13 protein-coding genes are annotated in these 16,645 nt (G+C 47.1%); 4 read left to right on the top strand and 9 right to left on the bottom strand.

Translation table 11 applies throughout. The annotated features are described in order from the left end of the window. Window positions 1-4: 4 nt before the first annotated feature. The 6 genes from Enr10x_RS28345 to Enr10x_RS28320 all read right to left on the bottom strand — a co-directional run bounded on the left by Enr10x_RS28345 (window position 5) and on the right by Enr10x_RS28320 (window position 6,200). Window positions 5-193 carry a hypothetical protein gene (locus Enr10x_RS28345; RefSeq protein WP_145452419.1) on the bottom strand — a complete coding sequence of 63 codons (189 nt, stop codon included), beginning with the start codon at window positions 191-193 and terminating at the stop codon, window positions 5-7. A gap of 77 nt (window positions 194-270) precedes the next feature. Continuing rightward, window positions 271-783 carry a hypothetical protein gene (locus Enr10x_RS28340; RefSeq protein WP_145452417.1) on the bottom strand — a complete coding sequence of 171 codons (513 nt, stop codon included), beginning with the start codon at window positions 781-783 and terminating at the stop codon, window positions 271-273. A gap of 68 nt (window positions 784-851) precedes the next feature. Beyond that, window positions 852-2,123, bottom strand: a complete 1,272-nt coding sequence (locus Enr10x_RS28335; protein WP_145452415.1) for a phage major capsid protein — start codon at window positions 2,121-2,123, stop codon at window positions 852-854. A 93-nt stretch (window positions 2,124-2,216) separates the two neighbouring features. Next, window positions 2,217-3,458, bottom strand: a complete 1,242-nt coding sequence (locus Enr10x_RS28330; protein WP_145452413.1) for a hypothetical protein — start codon at window positions 3,456-3,458, stop codon at window positions 2,217-2,219. 543 nt (window positions 3,459-4,001) lie between these two features. After that, window positions 4,002-4,694: a YkgJ family cysteine cluster protein gene (locus tag Enr10x_RS28325; RefSeq protein WP_145452411.1), complete on the bottom strand. Its 693-nt coding sequence runs from the start codon at window positions 4,692-4,694 to the stop codon at window positions 4,002-4,004. A 204-nt stretch (window positions 4,695-4,898) separates the two neighbouring features. Beyond that, window positions 4,899-6,200: an aminotransferase-like domain-containing protein gene (locus Enr10x_RS28320; RefSeq protein ID WP_145452409.1), complete on the bottom strand. Its 1,302-nt coding sequence runs from the start codon at window positions 6,198-6,200 to the stop codon at window positions 4,899-4,901. Between the two features lie 390 nt (window positions 6,201-6,590). On the opposite strand from Enr10x_RS28320, the gene Enr10x_RS28315 reads away from it, so the two are divergent. Further along, complete coding sequence (locus Enr10x_RS28315; RefSeq protein WP_145452838.1) at window positions 6,591-8,057, top strand: sodium:solute symporter family transporter; 1,467 nt, start codon at window positions 6,591-6,593, stop codon at window positions 8,055-8,057. A gap of 17 nt (window positions 8,058-8,074) precedes the next feature. On the opposite strand, the gene Enr10x_RS28310 is transcribed toward Enr10x_RS28315, so the two are convergent. Together Enr10x_RS28310 and Enr10x_RS28305 are read right to left on the bottom strand one after the other, a co-directional pair. After that, the gene (locus Enr10x_RS28310; RefSeq protein ID WP_145452407.1) at window positions 8,075-9,529 is read right to left on the bottom strand and encodes a phage portal protein; all 1,455 of its coding nucleotides are present in this window, start codon (window positions 9,527-9,529) and stop codon (window positions 8,075-8,077) included. Between the two features lie 51 nt (window positions 9,530-9,580). Beyond that, the gene (locus Enr10x_RS28305) at window positions 9,581-11,278 is read right to left on the bottom strand and encodes a hypothetical protein (protein ID WP_145452405.1); all 1,698 of its coding nucleotides are present in this window, start codon (window positions 11,276-11,278) and stop codon (window positions 9,581-9,583) included. Window positions 11,279-11,574: 296 nt separating this feature from the next. Between Enr10x_RS28305 and Enr10x_RS28300 the strand changes: the two genes are divergently transcribed. Continuing rightward, window positions 11,575-12,438, top strand: coding sequence for an alpha/beta hydrolase family protein (locus Enr10x_RS28300; protein WP_145452403.1), 864 nt, complete (start codon window positions 11,575-11,577; stop codon window positions 12,436-12,438). Between the two features lie 10 nt (window positions 12,439-12,448). Here the strand turns inward: Enr10x_RS28300 and asnS are convergent, their stop codons facing one another. Continuing rightward, window positions 12,449-13,840: an asparagine--tRNA ligase gene (gene asnS, locus Enr10x_RS28295; protein ID WP_145452402.1), complete on the bottom strand. Its 1,392-nt coding sequence runs from the start codon at window positions 13,838-13,840 to the stop codon at window positions 12,449-12,451. Between the two features lie 414 nt (window positions 13,841-14,254). Here asnS and Enr10x_RS28290 point away from each other — a divergent pair, with 414 nt between their 5' ends. Both Enr10x_RS28290 and Enr10x_RS28285 read left to right on the top strand, forming a co-directional pair. Continuing rightward, a complete protein-coding gene (locus tag Enr10x_RS28290) occupies window positions 14,255-15,361 on the top strand; it encodes a type II secretion system F family protein (protein ID WP_197997407.1) in 1,107 nt (368 codons plus the stop codon). After that, window positions 15,361-16,629 (top strand): type II secretion system F family protein, encoded by a 1,269-nt coding sequence (locus tag Enr10x_RS28285; protein WP_145452398.1) that lies wholly within the window; start codon window positions 15,361-15,363, stop codon window positions 16,627-16,629. The genes Enr10x_RS28290 and Enr10x_RS28285 overlap by 1 nt, the downstream gene beginning before the upstream one ends. The last annotated feature ends 16 nt before the right edge of the window (window positions 16,630-16,645 follow it).

Below are 16,645 nucleotides of genomic sequence, written 5' to 3'. Positions count from 1 at the left end.
ACCTTTAATCAATCTCTGGCGCTTTGATCGCTGATTCTGTATGCGATATCTGCTTGAGATCGTCGATACTCTGATAGAACGCCTGAGCAAACTCGTATGCTTTCCTGACATAATGAGTTGCATCAAATCCATGATGTGTCGTTGCGCACATCCGGATAAAAATCTGTTCTGCCAGACTGTCAATCTGAGACATTCTTGATGACTGCTTTGTATTTCGTGCCATATGGGCCAACCCTTTTGAAATCTAAAAAGGATTCATTTTAATTACACTCAGGCGATTGCAGATTCCCTGATTTCATTAACGTATCCGGCACCTTGAAGAATGTATAAACCTGCCCCGAGTTGGGTATTACTGCCGACATCTGCGACATCGAACGAAACGAATGTGAAACCATTTTCTGTATCCAGGTCTGAAGCTCGGACCTCGACCGCGATCAATGCTTCATTTTCTGCACCGTCAATCCCGCCTGTGTCGTAGCTGGATGCCGCAGATTGTTCGACCAGACTGAATTGACCTACGGTATCGAGGTCCGTGGCACCGACTTTGTGTCTTATGCGTGTGAAATTCAGTGCCTTTGAATTACCGGAAGTCGCAGCATCATGTTGTAGTGCGGAAATGACCGGGTCATCACCTGCTGTCCCGATGGAAGCCAGCAACACGAAAGTGCAACGTTCGTAGTTTTGAAGATTGACTCGATCCCCTGTGTTGGCAGTCGTTGACAGGTCTGCGGGCATGAAGGCGGGAATGATGTCATGAGACTCTAAAAATTCCTGGTTAAACATAAAGTAGAATCCTGATTATCGAAGGGTTTAGAATTTGGATGTTTTAAATGAGACAGAAACGATTTCCCTTATGAACGTGTTGCCAGCGTTACAAAACTGGATTGTGTTGCGGTGCCTTTGTAGGGAGTCAGAGGTTGAGTTTCCCAGGGTTTGCCATCAATTCGCATGATGAATCTCAGAGCCAGTTGATCAGTCAGAAATTCCACATGCATTGATTCTGCCTGTTCGATTCCCCCTTTACTGATTGTGATGTAGTCATCAAGACTGGAGAGCATGATGTCACCTTCTGTACCGAGCGTCTCGTTGAATTCGGTGGGAATTACGGGGCGTCCCATTAAGGTTGCATAGGATGCCCCCGAGAGACCGGAAGGGGGCATGTAAACCAGTTGCCCTCCCGCTGTGGAAACTCCCAGGCTCATCTGATGAAGCTGAGGTTCTGTATCCTGGTTGATGAACCAGGCAGAATTTTTACGTGAAGTCGCCCGCATTCTGCTCCACATGTGCAGGATATTCTCAGCCACAATGGTATTTGCTGCCTGGCCGGACTCCTTGGGGACTGTCACCCGGGCCGAAGACTGCATGATTCCGAGTGGTTTTCCGACCCCATTCCCATTGAAGATGGATTCACCCAACATGAACTCCATCTCTTCAGTCACTTTTTTGTTGACGTAAGATTCCAGAGCCAGGCCATTGTCATTGATCAGTTCTTCAGTAAGGTAGACCAGCACGGCTAACTTATTCAGCTTCAAGGTTGTCTCACCCAGTTTAGGTGTGGTACCTGTAAGAGGATCGCCTTCACCAACCCAGTAGGCACGCAGCCCGCCGGCGCGTGACCCGTCTGCACGGCTGGATTCCGGGTCTGTCGGAAAAGTCATGTTATTTCCGGCTACCTGGTAGTGATCTGTACGGCCGAAGATATCGTTCTGGTAAATGTGAGTCAGAATATCCTGATGAAATTCCGGCAAGATAGCGATGCCACCGTCAGCTCCCACCACTTCAGACATTCCCTGGATGGCTTTACACATTCCCCAGGATTTCTTCGTTTTGGAGATCAGCTCACTACGATCTTTAAAACCGCAGCGAATGAATTCACCAAAGGTCTGAAACTCGGAATAAGGTTGATACCCGTTTGGAAACGTACGCAAGCTTTTGATCTGAGGCTGGTTGAATTTCTCTGATCTGGAGGGACTCTCATCCGATTCCCAGTAGCTTGTCAGTCGTCCCTGAGAATCATGACGAACACCGCTGATATCGGGGCTATTCAATTGATCGACACTTTTGGTGAGACTTTCAATGTTGGAAGAGAGTGACTTTACTTTTTCCTCAAGTGTTTCAGACATGTAAATGCCCTTTCTAAAAAAGTGAGGGAGGTGAATCGGACTGGATAGTTTTAAAAGAGGCTCTTGCACGAATTTGAGTACAAGAGCCTCTGTTTACTGGACCGGAAGTAGATCGCAGATTTTCCGCTGGAGTACTTTTAATGATTGAGAAAGTTCTTCTACATGCCGTTCCAGTTTTTGAGTACTGACTTGCGCAGAACCATCATTTTGATGTTTGAACTCTTTTAGTAATTCCAGGATGACCTGACGATGATCGCTGGAAGTCGCCTGAGTTTTGGAAACCGGCTCCTGTGCCTGACTCTGGCCGGCTGTGAGCGGCTGCTGTGACTCTTGCTGCTTCAGCCAGGAAAATATCTCTGTCTGGTCAGGGCACTGAAATAGATTTGAAGTTTCAGCAGTCTGCAGGGATTCGTTGAGTGAAGGTAAGTGTCTGTAAATTTCTGCATAGAGATCGTGCAGGTGATGCTGTTGGTCTTGAAGTACCTGGAGAAAAGATTTCAGATATTTATGAATCTGTTCATTTTCCAGAATTTCCTCACTGGAATAGAGACGCTCTATTAACTCGCTGATTGATCCTGACAGATAACTGAGTAGCTGGGCACCCAGGGGTAGCAACTTCTTTTTTTTATTTCTGGCAGCATATGAAACAGACAGTCCCGCAGGATCTGGTTTGTCTGGGATGAGCTGTTTTTCCCGGGGTGTAGTCTTAATCTGACAGGGAGCTACATTGTGCGAGTCAGGCTGGTCTGATGATTTTTCCGAGACAGATGAAGTAGAGACTTGGGCAGCGTTCATCGTGGGATTTGTTCTTGACCAGCCCGGGAAGGTGTTCTGGTCTGCAGGTAGAACCGCTTTCAAGGATTTCAGCAGGGGCTCAGTAATTTTCCGGCCTTCGATCGTACCACGATCGAGAGTTCTGGCAATTGCATCAGGATTGACGCCCAGGGCACCCCAGGACCATTCAATCAATTCCCATTCTTCGAGAATGATACCCGTGCCCGCAGTGGAAGTCTTTCTGATAGAAGACTTGATGGGCAGGGCACGGACCGAGGTTGCTCTGACCATACCTTCCGCAATTAAGTGAAAGATTTGTAACGATTCCAGACATTTGTCTGTAAAGAATGAAATTGCGGAGATTTCGTTGTCTGTTACCTCCAGAGCGAGTTCTCCGTTGGGATTCTGACATTTGGCTATGGGACGAGTGATTTCTCCCAGACCGTGTTCCCAGAGCACAACTGGGTTTTTGCGATAATTCTCGAGTTGAACTCCCCGGGGCACAATCACATCACCTTCACGATCTTCCCGTGGAGTGTTTATGATTGCGCGGGCCGACATTAGACGTTCATCAACGACTGGGTGAGTCTGGCATGGTAGAGAGAGATCAGATGATGAGTCGGTGAAACTACAGAACGATCCAAACTTTTGAGTTCGATTCTTGAGGATTGTCTGTAATGACTTTTCTGCTTTGGTTGTATTCACGATTTGCCCCGAAATGAAGAACCATTTGTTTGCAACGGGGCTGTGTTTTAAGGTTTGGCTCCGGGGGGTCAAGCAGATTAGAAAAATAATTCGAATCTTTTTGGCGGTAACACTGTCAAATATTCAGTGATATTGATTGAGAGAAGCGGAATCAATACTGATGGAGAAAGAAGCTCTTTAATATGACAGCTGACTGATTGTAGATTGCCTGGAGTCTCTCAAAGTATTCAATCGAAGATCGCAGTAATCTAAGCGAGACTGCAATTAAAGATATTCTATCAGAAGAGACTGTTCAGTCAGACGCGTCTTCTGAATGAATACCGATGGCCGGACTTCAAGACGAGATCAGTCGAGTCCGATGGATTGGAAGTCTAAAGAGAGAGAAGCAAAGAGATTCGATCAGGCCGCTTTGTTAAACGGTTCAGCGCTTTCAGTAACAGTAGTACTCTGGGATGGAGTGTTCTGCCGGGGCTCTGAGATAATCCGATTTGAATAAATACGGTCGATAAATTCTGGAAAGTGATTCCATTCTCCAGGCGTCTGGTTCCAGATCATGGCAATCTTGCTGAAGAATGTCATTTCGTATCTGGCAATAATCAGGCTCTGGATCGTTTCGTTGGGATTCAAATCCGAAGCGGTCCATTGCCGTGAACAGAGATCATACGCTGGTTCGCCGTCTCGACCGTTTGACGGAATATCGTACAAAATCGCCAGTTCATTCGAATCATTCAATTTAGCAGGAAAACAGCGACAGGTCTGAGGACGCTCCTGGTAGATGCCGCACCGTCCGAGCCCTTTAGGATATTCTTCATCGGGCAGGCATTCCATCAGAAAACGACATTTAGTCGTTCCCGGAAATGAAGCGCTGGGAATATGTTTGAGGCAGATCACGAAAGGAGTCTCAGGATCATCAGCAAAAAAGAAATGGGGGGCCAGGTTTCGAGAGATTAAGCCTTCGGCGTCTTCCCAGCGACAGGCGAAGTCCCAGAAATTCAGATTCTGTCGGTGTGTGAATTGATGAATGTCTGCCCCGGAAATGGGAACAGCAAAAGATCGACAACAACCGGAATGGCAGGAATCACAAATGCCCATTCGTTTTCTTACTTACTAAGGAAGTGCTGGCGTTACTACTTCGTGACACCCTTTAGATGGTTTTTCTGTCTCGAAGCTTTTTCCTTGAGTCTGAAACATACACTGTCGGTATTATCGTCATAATCGGCAAACTCGCTTGAGGATATTCAGTGTCTGCGATGATTCTGAGCCAGTGCTCTCTACGGTGGATATGTGTAACCTGTATTATGACAATGATTTAACCGCATTTGATAATCGCTTCATCCCTTCCCTGATTCCTTCAGGATTTTGTACCCCAAACGTCAACCGCATATGATTTTTCTGAATGGCAGGTTGCTCTTCTGCACTAATACCCTGGTCGAATGCATAGAATAATTCGCCGGGGACATACATGACTTTGTCCTCATGAACCGCACGCTGGAACAGCGGACTTTGAAAGCCGGTTTCGATTGACTCGGGCAAGGTCATCCAGACATAGAGTCCTCCATTTGGATGTACCCAGTGCACACCAGGAATGTCCGAAAAACAGGCATCAGCGGCATCCAGCATACAGTCTCGCTTTTCACGGTATACGCTGCGTAACTGTTCAACATGTTCGTAATATAATTTATCGTCCAGGACGCGCGCTAAGATATGCTGGCTCAGGTTGGTGGATCCAAAGTCATCATTACCTTTCTTATCTCGAATTGCTGCGCAGATCTCAGGCGAGGCAACTCCAAACCCGACTCTCAAACCGGGAGAAAAACTTTTAGAGAAAGTTTGTGTGAGAATGACGGTTTCTCCGGTAGGGTCAAAACTTCGAATACTGGGAGCAACGGGACCGTCATAACAGAGTTCGCGGTAGGCCAGATCTTCCAGAATCAGAATTCGCTGCATTCGGGACCATTTACGAGCAATTTCCACCACCTGTCGTCGTCGGTCTATTGAAAGTGAAAGCCCCGAAGGATTTTCATAATCACTGACCAGATAGATCATCTTTACTTTTGCTAGTTCTCCCTGGGATTCGAGCATTTCCAGAGTGGATTCGAGGGCGTCCATCCGCATGCCGAACTCATCTGTTTCGACAGAAATGATCCGTGCACCAAGTCCCTGTAGCACACCCAGGAATACAAAATAGGTGGGAGCTGCGACCAGGCAGATATCCCCGGGATCGAGCAACACTTCGCCTGCCAGAGACAGAAACTGTTGAGACCCGGTCGTGACAATGATGTTGTCCACGGTGATACCCAGTTCGTCGGCCGATTTTTGTTCCAGATTTGACAGGTGGGACAGCAGAAGCGTTCTTAAGGCTAACGAACCAGCAGTAGTACCATACTGTAGTGCTTCTCGTCCCGTTTTCGGATCTGCGAATAACGCTTCCAGTGCCTTCCTGGTAGAGTCTACAGGGAGGCTTCCCTGATCAACCAGACCAGCTGCCAGCGAAAGGACTCCCGGGTTTTCAACTCCCTGCTGCATGAGAAAGCTGATTGGTAAATCGTGACTCCAGGTTCTTTTTTTACTGAAACTGATCTGACTGGGAAGCGACATGGATCGTGGCCTCGGGAAAACGAACGGGACTTTGAAACCGCTGATTCCAGTTGAATCAGATGTTCGGTATTTAAATCAGCATAGTCATGATCATACTGATTTACCACGTACTTTGTGACAACTGAATTGAAATCAGGGTTCATTGTCAGCATACTGAAGAAGAATTCTGCCTGAGAGGCAGGTCCATTTCAGGCTCGCTCAATCACTGGTACATATTTCGTATTCAGAGCAGGGAACCACATTTTGAGATCGTTCATTTTCTTTTTGACTCTATTCAGTATCTGCTTTTTCAGTTCTCCCCTCTCCGCAGCAGAATCTGTTGCTGAACCCCTGCCACTCAATTCGGGCCTGCATCCGATCGACTGGGTCATTATTGCCTTCTATGCAGTCATGACTATTTTTCTGGGGTGGTACTTCAGTCGAGGACAGGAAGATACATCCGAATATTTTGTAGGCAGTGGCCAGATGAACCCGTTTCTGATCGGAGTTTCTTTGTTTGCCACCTTACTCAGTACGATCACCTATTTATCGACTCCGGGAGAAATCCTGGGGAAAGGACCTGTCTATCTGGTCAAAGATCTGGCGATGCCTTTCATTTTTATTCTCGTCGGTTTTTTTATGTTACCGGTATATATGAAAAGTCGAGTTACCAGTGCTTATGAACTTCTGGAAGAGAAACTGGGGCTCGGTATCCGCATATTGGGAGCTGTCATGTTTCTGGGGCTGCGGTTGATCTGGATGTCTCTACTCGTCTATCTGACAGCGAAAGCCATCACCACAATGTTGAATGTTGGTGATGAATGGATTCCCTATATCGTTATGGGCACTGGCATGGTGGCCATTATTTATACATCACTGGGAGGCTTAAGGGCTGTTGTGATCACCGATTTGATCCAGACGATTCTGTTGTTTGGAGGAGCATTACTGGTGATTGCCACGATTACCTATCATCTGGGTGGGTTCAGCTGGTTTCCAACGCAGTGGAATTCCAACTGGGATACACAACCATTTTTCAGTACTGATCCAGCGACACGAGTTACTTATGTCGGCACGTTTCTATCAATTTTGATCTGGTATGTTGCCACCCTGTGTGGAGACCAGGTTTCGGTGCAGCGATTCATGTCAACCAGGGATGCCGTAGCTGCACGGAAATCATTAGCGATCCAGCTCACCGTTTCAGTAGTTGTGTCACTGACTCTGGCGATGGTCGGTTTCGCATTGTTAGGCTATTTCACTGCATTTCCGAATGAAATTCCTGCAGGGATGGAGCTCAAAAAAGACGCTGACAAATTTTTTCCGCATTACATCGCCAACCACCTGCCGATTGGAGTATCTGGATGTGTTGTCTCAGCGATGTTTGCAGCTGCCATGTCCAGTATCGACTCGGGAGTGAACTCCATTACTGCAGTTGTCATGACAGACTTTTTTGATCGCTTTGGAATCAAACCCAAAACAGAACGCGGACATATATTCTCGGCCCGTCTGCTTGCTCTGGGGATTGGAGTCATCGTGGTACTGTCAAGTTCTTTGATGGGAAGTATTCCGGGGAATATAACAGCTGTCACCAATAAAACGGCGAATTTATTGACCACGCCAATTTTCTGTCTGTTCTTTTTTGCCTTATTCATCCCTTATGCCCGCCCCGCCGGAGTGCTGGTGGGGGCTGTTCTGGGGACGACAACTGCCGTATTGATCGCCTTCTCAGGCCCGATCTTTGTGGAGAATTACACATCAGATATGGCGGACCCCATCAGTTTTCAATGGATTGCACCGGCGGCAGTTACCGTAAATATTGCCAGCGGTTGTCTGATCAGTTATCTCATTGCCAGTTCCCAAAAAATAAGGACCGGCACATAACGGTATGTGAACTCCGGCTAATTTGAACAATTTATTGATTGGGAGTTCGAACGCAGATGTAATGCCTCTGACAGACTTTTTCCTGGTAGTAGACTGGGCGCTGTGGTGTGGTTTTCAATTGGGGGATCAGTTGCAGGTTGTTCTTTCCGAACTGGTCTGACAATTTCGTCGCCGCCTTCTTTAGGCCCAAGAGGAGGCAGTCCGCGGATGGCTCTTAACTCATCGACTTTGATAATCTGTGCGCGTATGTCTGTTGCCAGACGTTTCTCCAGGAGATCCGGATCATCAACCTGTGTGGCTTCGATTTCAATCGTCAGATTTTTCCCGAACTGCGGTGCCAGATACTCCGTATCATCTTCTGCCAGCAAATCCAGAACTGGCTGAACAGTCAGTGATATAAACTGTTTCAAGCTGGCATAAAAGGCGGCATAGCTGCCTCCATCTGAGATCCCGGCAGCGATTCCGGGGACTCCGTGCAGGGCCAGGATCGCATCTCTGAGCTCGACAAATGAGGTATTGTAATCCATTTCCCGGGGAGTTGCAGTCAGTGAGACCACCTGTTCGCCGGTTGTGAAGATTGCTTTGCCTGTATTTTCCGTGCCACCATATTTCTGATCAAACATGGCTGCTGCTGCTTCGAGTTCCTCTCTGGTCGGGTTCATGTCCTTGCCACAGGTGACGACGATTGAAGGATCAGCACCATTATTCATCTGAGCCCAGCGTGCAGCATCGATCTGATTCGCTGAATCGATCCAACGGGCGCCTGCACTGACGGGGGACTGACCGTCGTTTTTGTGGAGAGGATGAGGCCAGCGTGTGATTTGCAATTGCGAGAGGGGAATGATTTTTCCGAGCACCTGTTGCAGCATGCCACTGGATCCTAAAGATCCTGAATAGACATCGATGTCGTAGCGAGATGAGGAAGCCTGAACTGTGTAACCGCCTTCAGGCAGGTCGGCCGATGGGGGAACTGGTGAGGCGATCGCGGTGGGAATCACATAACGCTGTACTGTTTTTCCGAACTGGTTGGGAACGTTCCAGACGATACATGTTCCCGTCAGTTGTAACTGTAATACACGCTCATAACGGAAAGCGGCTCCGGATTGTGTGGGGTTGGGATGTTTCAGAATCTGACATAGTCCATGATCGTTTGGCAGGGGAATGGATGCCCCGGATTCACTGGCATACAAGCTTCGGGAGAGACCATATCCAGTGTCTGATCTTAAATGACGTCGAAGTTGTTTCTGTCTGGAACCATTGACAGAGTCGTCATAGACGGCAACAGAAGCCTGCATTGCCTGCAGGCAAATTGCTCTAATGGCGACGAACGTCCAACCGGTGAATTGTTCTGATTCCTGCCTGTGATCGCTGTACCAGCTGCCTGGCTGTCCTGCTCCCAGTGCGGTTCGCAACGCTACTGCGAACCGCTGTGACTTGAAGCGTGAGGCGAGTTTTTTGAAGGGGTTCCACATGTTTTATTTTCCTTTTCCATTTATAAAATGCACTGGCACGGCATGGATTAATCAGGCGACGATCAGTCTGCGGCGAGATTGATCCCGTAACGCATAAAGGCAGTACACAACTGCATCAGCCCGGTCTGGTGAACGTCCCAAAGTTTCCCGCAACGTTTTTCCCTGATAATTTTCATCAGCACCTCGGCGTCCTTTGGGGGTGATATAATACTTTGCACCATCGTGCCCGGAATAAATTTTCTGAGGTGCTATCAGTTCCGCTCGCAGGCGTTCGTTATCGGGCAGGCCAAACGGTATCATGCGGAAGTCCCCCGCCGGGTCAAGGCGTCTTCCTGCTTCTCCATAGAGCTCAGCTCTTTTGTTGGCATATTTTTGAGAATCGAAGTCGCTTCTCGAATTACCATGAATTTCAATCACATGTACGTTCCGTTTTTTCAGTGGATCACCTACAGCATTTCCATATCCACCGCCCCAGTCGATGGCGATCGGGGCGAACCCCTGTTTGAGGTCAATTCCATAAGAAAATGCTGTTTCGAGGACCCATTCCATAGTCTGTTGTGTGTCTGAAAACTGACATTCATGGATGGCCCGGATGCCGTATCGTCCTCCTGCTGCCAGAACCGAGGTGTCTCCAAAACGGGAAGCAGCCACATCCAGGCCAAATCCTTCGACAGGCAAAATTTGATTCAACAGTTTGCTTGCCTTCACATGACGATTATCAGTAGCTCGGTGCCAGAGCCGATTCCAGCGCGTCCAGAAACGGACGGGTTCCACCAGCCATTCAGGCAGAATTACCTGTTTTTCAGGGTCCTGATCGGGGAATTTTCCCAGGGCGTAAACATTTCGAATGAGTGGATCGGGATCATTCAATAATGACATGAATTCGTCATAGCATGTCTGCCCGGGAATGCGGGGTGTGCATTGTATGAAATGCTCTGCAGGGATCGACGTGCCATGCGGATAAAAGTTATCTGATATTTCAATACCACCTAAGGGAGCGACTGGCTGTTCCAGACACTTTTCTCTGACATTGGTACATTCCCAGCCACTGACTGTAATGCAGCGTGTTTTACCGTATTGATCAACAATAGTTTGTGTACGGTCAGCTTCTACAGACGGGAAAGCATCTCGAAACGATCCCGACAGAGTTGAGGGATTAGAAAGAGCCAGAAACTTTTTGGCCTGGGTATTGGCGAGTTTATATTTATCTTCCAGGTTTGGGGCAGTTGCTTCATCGAACCAGAACAGTACATGTGGTGAGTGCGCTCCGCGAAATCCTTCGATGTGTTTGGGATTGGCCAGTGAAATGGAATGCTGTTTGTGATCGTAGATACCGGAGGTCAGTAATTGACCTGGTGGTTTTATTTTCATTAGCCTCCACCATTTATCGACTTCCCCGAAAGCAATCTTCTGTGCCATTCTCAGAGAGTCGCGGGTAATAATGATTTTGGCATCATCCCAGATGTGAAAGTAAGCGCAGCAGGCGATTCCTGCAGCAGCTCCTTTACCACAACCAGTATTACCCTTAACAAAGACACGTCTAATGGTAGGGTCGAACAGTGATTCGAGAATATCCCATTGCCAGTCATCGAGTTGGACTTCTGGCCATTGTATTTGAACGTAATTTCGAATCTGGCCAGTACGTGCCAGGTTGATAGCTGATTGCAGATCGGTGCCCTGCTCAGCTTGTGCGCGGTCCCTCTGTAGCCGTTCACAGAACAGGATCTGATGATTATCAGTGGACTTCAACTTGACTCCATAAATGATAGATGAATTGTGTAATCGAGGAATTGAGAGAATCCTGCTCTCGATGCCTCAATCAGGGGGATTCCCCATATTTTTTGAATGAAATCCTTGCGATTGTCATTCTCAAGTCAAGATAATCAAAGATCAGTTGTGTAATGTGAACTATGGTTATTGCACAGATAAATATCATTGTTCAGAGTTTGCGATTGGCTGAATGATATCGGTAGATTCAGCTGGAAGGAATTAATCTGTACCGCACTCCATTGTCAGGTGCGTTCGAATATTGGGGGGATCTGATTATGAAAAATGTGTTCACGACATTATTGCTGTTTTCCTGTTTAATATCTGCACCTTCTATAACAGCCGCCGACGAGAGAGTGAAAATCATTCCGGATGTTGTGTATGGGCATAAATTTGGAATGGCACTGACCTTTGACGTATTTCAACCTGAAAAACCCAATGGAGCTGGAGTGCTGTTTATGGTCAGTGGTGGCTGGTATTCACGCTGGACGGATCCGCAGAACATGCTGTCCTGGTTTAAACCATTATTGGATGAAGGTTTCACAGTTTTCTGCGTGCGGCATGGCAGCAGTCCCAAATTTAAAATCCCTGAAGTCGTAGAAGATGTACGGCGAAGCGTGCGGTTTATTCGCCTGCATGCCAAAGACTACGGAGTTGATCCCAGCCGATTAGGAGTCTGGGGAGGAAGTGCGGGGGGACATTTATCGCTGGTGCTGGGGACTACGTCCGACAAGGGAAAGCCGGAAGCTAAAGATAAGGTTTTGCAGGAAAGTGATCGCGTGGCCGCTGTCGCAGCGTATTATCCACCCACCGACTTGCGGGAGTTTGTTGATGAGAAATCGCCTTACTATCAGCGTTTTCCGGCGCTACAGTTTGACAAAGAACTGGCCGATGATTTTTCACCTCTTCTGCAGGTGACGCCTGACGATCCACCGACGCTGCTCATTCATGGTGATCAGGATAAACTGGTTCCTATCAGCCATAGTGAAAATATCATGCAGCAGTTCAAGGAGAAAAAAGTTCCAGTTGAACTCCTGGTGATCGAGAATGCCGCACATGGTTTTCGTGGTGATGATCAGACGCGTGCCAGTCAGGCCGTCGTCAAGTGGTTCCAGAAACACTTAGCAAAGCAGGCAGACTAGTATATCTGAATTAAAATTCTGCATTTTTCGGTGTTCTGGGGAAGGGGATGCAGTCACGAATATTGGTCATGGATGTCATGAGTTGAATCAACCGTTCAAATCCTAGTCCAAAACCGGAATGGGGAACGGTTCCATACTTTCGTAGGTCCGTGTACCACCAGTATTCATCGGGGACCAGTCCCCCTTCCTGCATACGGTCAACAAGAATATCGTAGCGTTCTTCCCGTTGGCTGCCGCCGATGATCTCGCCAACTCCCGGGACGAGCACGTCCATGGCACACACAGTTTTATTATCATCATTGCAACGCATGTAAAAGGGTTTGATCGTTCGGGGATAATTGTAGACGATCACTGGTTGCTTGAAGTGCTCCTCGGTTAAAAACCGCTCATGCTCAGATTGCATATCGCTTCCCCACTCGATGGGAAAATCGAACTGTTTTCCACTCGATTTGAGAATCTCGATGGCTTCTGTATAAGAAATGCGAATGAATTCGTTGTCAGTAATATTACGCAGTTTTTCGATTGTCGTCTGATCAATCCGCTGATTAAAGAATTCCATATCTTCGGGACAGTTCTGCAAAACATCGCCAATGACCGTTCTGACAAAACTTTCTGCGAGAGCCATATTGTCTTCGAGATCGTAGAACGGCATTTCTGGTTCGATCATCCAGAATTCAGCAAGGTGGCGTGACGTATTGGAGTTTTCAGCGCGGAACGTGGGGCCGAATGTATAACATTCGCCCAGGGAAGTGGCGAAAATTTCAGCTTCCAACTGCCCGCTGACTGTTAATGAAGCTGGTTTCCCGAAAAAGTCCTGTGAGAAATCGATCTCGGTCTGCACTTGTGCCAGTCGTTCCAGGTTGAGTGTGGTGACCTGAAACATTTCTCCAGCCCCTTCACAGTCACTTGTGGTAATGATCGGAGTCTGAATGTAGATAAACCCACGCGACTGAAAGAAGCGATGAATAGCATAAGCGGCTTCGTTGCGTACGCGGGTAATGGCTCCGAATGTATTGGTTCGCGGACGCAGATGAGCGATCTCTCTGAGAAACTCGAAGCTGTGTCGTTTTTTCTGCAGGGGATAGCTGTCCGCATCAGCCGTGCCGTACAAATAAAACGATTCCGCGTGTAGTTCAATACGCTGGTTTTTGCCGGGAGATTCATTCACCTTTCCGGTCACTGAGATGCTGGCTCCGGTTGTTACATCTTTAATCAGTGTGTCGTAGTCTGGGACACTTTGATCGATGACAATCTGTAAATTCGCCATACAACTGCCATCGTTCAGTTCTACGAAGGAAAAGCCACTCTTGGAATCACGGCGGGTTCGGACCCAACCAGAGACTTTGATATTTTCACCCGGTTGGGATGAATGCAGTGCTGATTTAATTTTGGTACGAATCATGGGAAGTCTTTCCGTAGTTTAATCCGTGATAAGTGGCTGTCATCCTGATAGACAATTCCTAACTCTTAAGTGAGCTGAAAGTTATCTCTCTTTGTAATCTGCGGTCTTCCATCTGTAAACTGTAATTGGGTCGGGGAGCCAGGCCTGTAAAACAGATTTCCTGCTTTGGGGAAGTGATCTATCAGATTGGAGCCGAAAATCTTTGCTTTTTTGATGTTTCTAGACAAAAAAAATTAGATACTTGTTCCTTAGTAAAGCAGTGAATCTGTTAAGGGATGCTTTGAGATTCCCATTTCCGGGAAGAATCGTATTTTCCCCTCTGTCCTGCCAGTTCTCTGGCACATCGGGCGAATTCAGCCTGAAATGAACACGGGATCACATGGTGGTTACTCGACTGGTGAGATAACAACATTCATGACGGGCTTGAATAAAATGGACATCCAGAACGTTTCGGCCGAGAGTCTGGCCGATCTGAATGATGAACTGTCTGCGATGGTCCGCAGTGGAATCCCTCTGGATGAAGGACTACGGAATGCCGCAAAGTACCTGAAAAAAGATTCGCAGTCCTTAATAGAGCAACTGATACAAAAAATCGAACAGGGGGCTTCACTGGATGCGGCGCTTGAATCTGAGGCTGTTCGTCTACCTGCTTCCTATGTTGCATTAGTCAAATCTGGTTTACAGATGGGGCGTTTGCCGGAAGCACTGACGACGTTTACCTCATTTTCCCGCGCCAGGATGGAACTGCGTCGGGAAATTGGTGCCGCATTGCTGTATCCTGCCTTTGTTCTATTTGTGGCTTTTCTGCTTTCATTGTTTATGTGTTTCATCATATTTCCTGAACTGGTTACTGTTGATGAGATCTTCCAGCTTAAGAATACATTCCTGATGAACTCGTTTATGAAAATAATCGAATTTTATCAAACCTGGTATTTACTGATTCCACTGATTTTTCTGCTGCTGATATTCAGCTGGAATTACAGCCGACATTCATTCATGATGTCGCGGGAACAAAATCAATCCCTGTCAGGAGCCCTGTTTACCTGCCTGGCGTATGGCTGGATCCCAGGTTATCGAAAATTAATTCAGGATATGAACTTATCTACGTTTTCAGAAATGGCCGGAGTTCTGCTTTCCTATCGCGTTCCTCTAACCGATTCGCTGGTTCTGGCTGCGGAATCCACAGGTAATCCGAAGTTAATAAATCAGTTTCAGCGCGTAGCTGAAAAGCTGGAGCAGGGTGCATCTCTTGACATCAGTTTTCAATCGGCGGGACAGCTTCCGGACTATGTTAAATCAATGATGGTCAATCCAGCCCACCAAAACCAGCTGCCAGGCATAATGTCAGAGATGGCTCGTGTTTATCGAACGCGTGTCTTGAATCGCATGGAATGGATCAAACACATCCTTCCAGTAGCTTTGGTGGTACTGGTCGCCGGAGGCATTACGATCTGCTATGCCCTGATTGTCTTTTTACCTTTTGTTGAAATTTTGAAAATGCTGGGAAGTCCTTCACTATAATGAAGCAGTTTTCATATCTCTGTATCGGATACGATGGCGAGGAAGTGAGCGGTTTTCTGTCCGCTGACAGTGATGAATCGGCGCGTATCAAGTTGATGGGGCAGGGGTTGAAAATAGTTCGGGTCGATTTATGTGAAACTGCAGATTCTACAGATACAGCTTCTGGTAGAGACGAGGCTGCAGAAATCACTGAATTCGAGGGAGTGTCGCTCGAAGATTTTGGAAAAACAATCTGGAGTACCCAACCGGATTATCTGGATACAATCCGGAAAAGTTCACAGCATCAGATTCAGGGTTTGCCACTTTCGGCAAGTATGCGCACGCTATCGGAAGAGTCCCCATCTCGAAGTCTGGCGCGGACATTTGAGAAAATGGCTCTTGATCTGGAACAAGGCAGGACGACCGAGCAAACTTTTCAGGAATATTTACAGTCGGTCCCTCAGAATCTTTCCTCTCTGATCAGAGTGTCAGCAAGTACAGACAAACTGGAATCTGTGATCGAGGATTATATTGAAAGCGAACGGTTACTCAAACAATCCCGACATAAACTTTTAGCCGCTCTATTTTATTCAGCCATATTAATTCTGGGATCTTTTATTCTGTTTTATTTTCTGATGACAATCATCCTGGGAAGCTACAAAGTGCTGATGCTGGACCTGGGTATTGAGCTTCCCGGATTGACTATTTTGATGATAAAAACTTCTGATGTAATAGCGAATTATGGTATCAAGATGCTGCTTATCACACTGGGCAGTGCCTTGTTGGTCTGGTTCAGTTTCGATTTCCTGAGAATGCGCGCTATGAGACGCAGAATGATTAATCGAATCCCAGTGTTTGGTACTATTCTAAGTAATACCTCTGTTGCACAGTTTTGTCGCATCCTGGCTGGCCTGATCGATGCCAGAGTAAAATTACCAGAAGCACTGACGTTAGCAGCACAGATGACTCGAGACCCTAACCTGATTGCAGGGTGTGATATTCTAATCAAACGGACGAATGCAGGATTCAGTCTGATGGAATCTGCTCAAAGTTCACCCCATTTTACCAAGAGTTTTATCCATCTGTTTCGCTGGCAGGACCAGCCACAGATCTTTGTTGAGTCGTTGCGGGCCAGCAGTAATATCTATCAGGCCAAAGCGGATCTGAAAACCGGAACTCTGATTTTTATACTTCAACCAGTGTTAATCATCGGCATGCTGATTTTATTAGGTATTCCGATCGTGGCTGTCTATCTGCCCATGCTCAAGATGTTGAAGAATCTCGTATAACTTTTTAAAGAATGGA

Source organism: Gimesia panareensis, from assembly GCF_007748155.1.
Classification (GTDB): Bacteria; Planctomycetota; Planctomycetia; order Planctomycetales; family Planctomycetaceae; genus Gimesia; species Gimesia panareensis.
This window is presented reverse-complemented; position numbering and strand designations above follow the sequence as displayed.

What these genes read in the sequence shown, in the direction of transcription:
- Enr10x_RS28285 (WP_145452398.1), top strand. Translation starts at nt 15,361, where the DNA reads ATGAAGCAGTTTTCATATCTCTGTATCGGATACGATGGCGAGGAAGTG.
- Enr10x_RS28330 (WP_145452413.1), bottom strand. Translation starts at nt 3,458, where the DNA reads ATGTCGGCCCGCGCAATCATAAACACTCCACGGGAAGATCGTGAAGGT.
- Enr10x_RS28345 (WP_145452419.1), bottom strand. Translation starts at nt 193, where the DNA reads ATGTCTCAGATTGACAGTCTGGCAGAACAGATTTTTATCCGGATGTGC.
- Enr10x_RS28325 (WP_145452411.1), bottom strand. Translation starts at nt 4,694, where the DNA reads ATGGGCATTTGTGATTCCTGCCATTCCGGTTGTTGTCGATCTTTTGCT.
- Enr10x_RS28340 (WP_145452417.1), bottom strand. Translation starts at nt 783, where the DNA reads ATGTTTAACCAGGAATTTTTAGAGTCTCATGACATCATTCCCGCCTTC.
- Enr10x_RS28320 (WP_145452409.1), bottom strand. Translation starts at nt 6,200, where the DNA reads ATGTCGCTTCCCAGTCAGATCAGTTTCAGTAAAAAAAGAACCTGGAGT.
- asnS (WP_145452402.1), bottom strand. Translation starts at nt 13,840, where the DNA reads ATGATTCGTACCAAAATTAAATCAGCACTGCATTCATCCCAACCGGGT.
- Enr10x_RS28335 (WP_145452415.1), bottom strand. Translation starts at nt 2,123, where the DNA reads ATGTCTGAAACACTTGAGGAAAAAGTAAAGTCACTCTCTTCCAACATT.
- Enr10x_RS28290 (WP_197997407.1), top strand. Translation starts at nt 14,255, where the DNA reads ATGACGGGCTTGAATAAAATGGACATCCAGAACGTTTCGGCCGAGAGT.
- Enr10x_RS28310 (WP_145452407.1), bottom strand. Translation starts at nt 9,529, where the DNA reads ATGTGGAACCCCTTCAAAAAACTCGCCTCACGCTTCAAGTCACAGCGG.
- Enr10x_RS28300 (WP_145452403.1), top strand. Translation starts at nt 11,575, where the DNA reads ATGAAAAATGTGTTCACGACATTATTGCTGTTTTCCTGTTTAATATCT.
- Enr10x_RS28315 (WP_145452838.1), top strand. Translation starts at nt 6,591, where the DNA reads ATGACTATTTTTCTGGGGTGGTACTTCAGTCGAGGACAGGAAGATACA.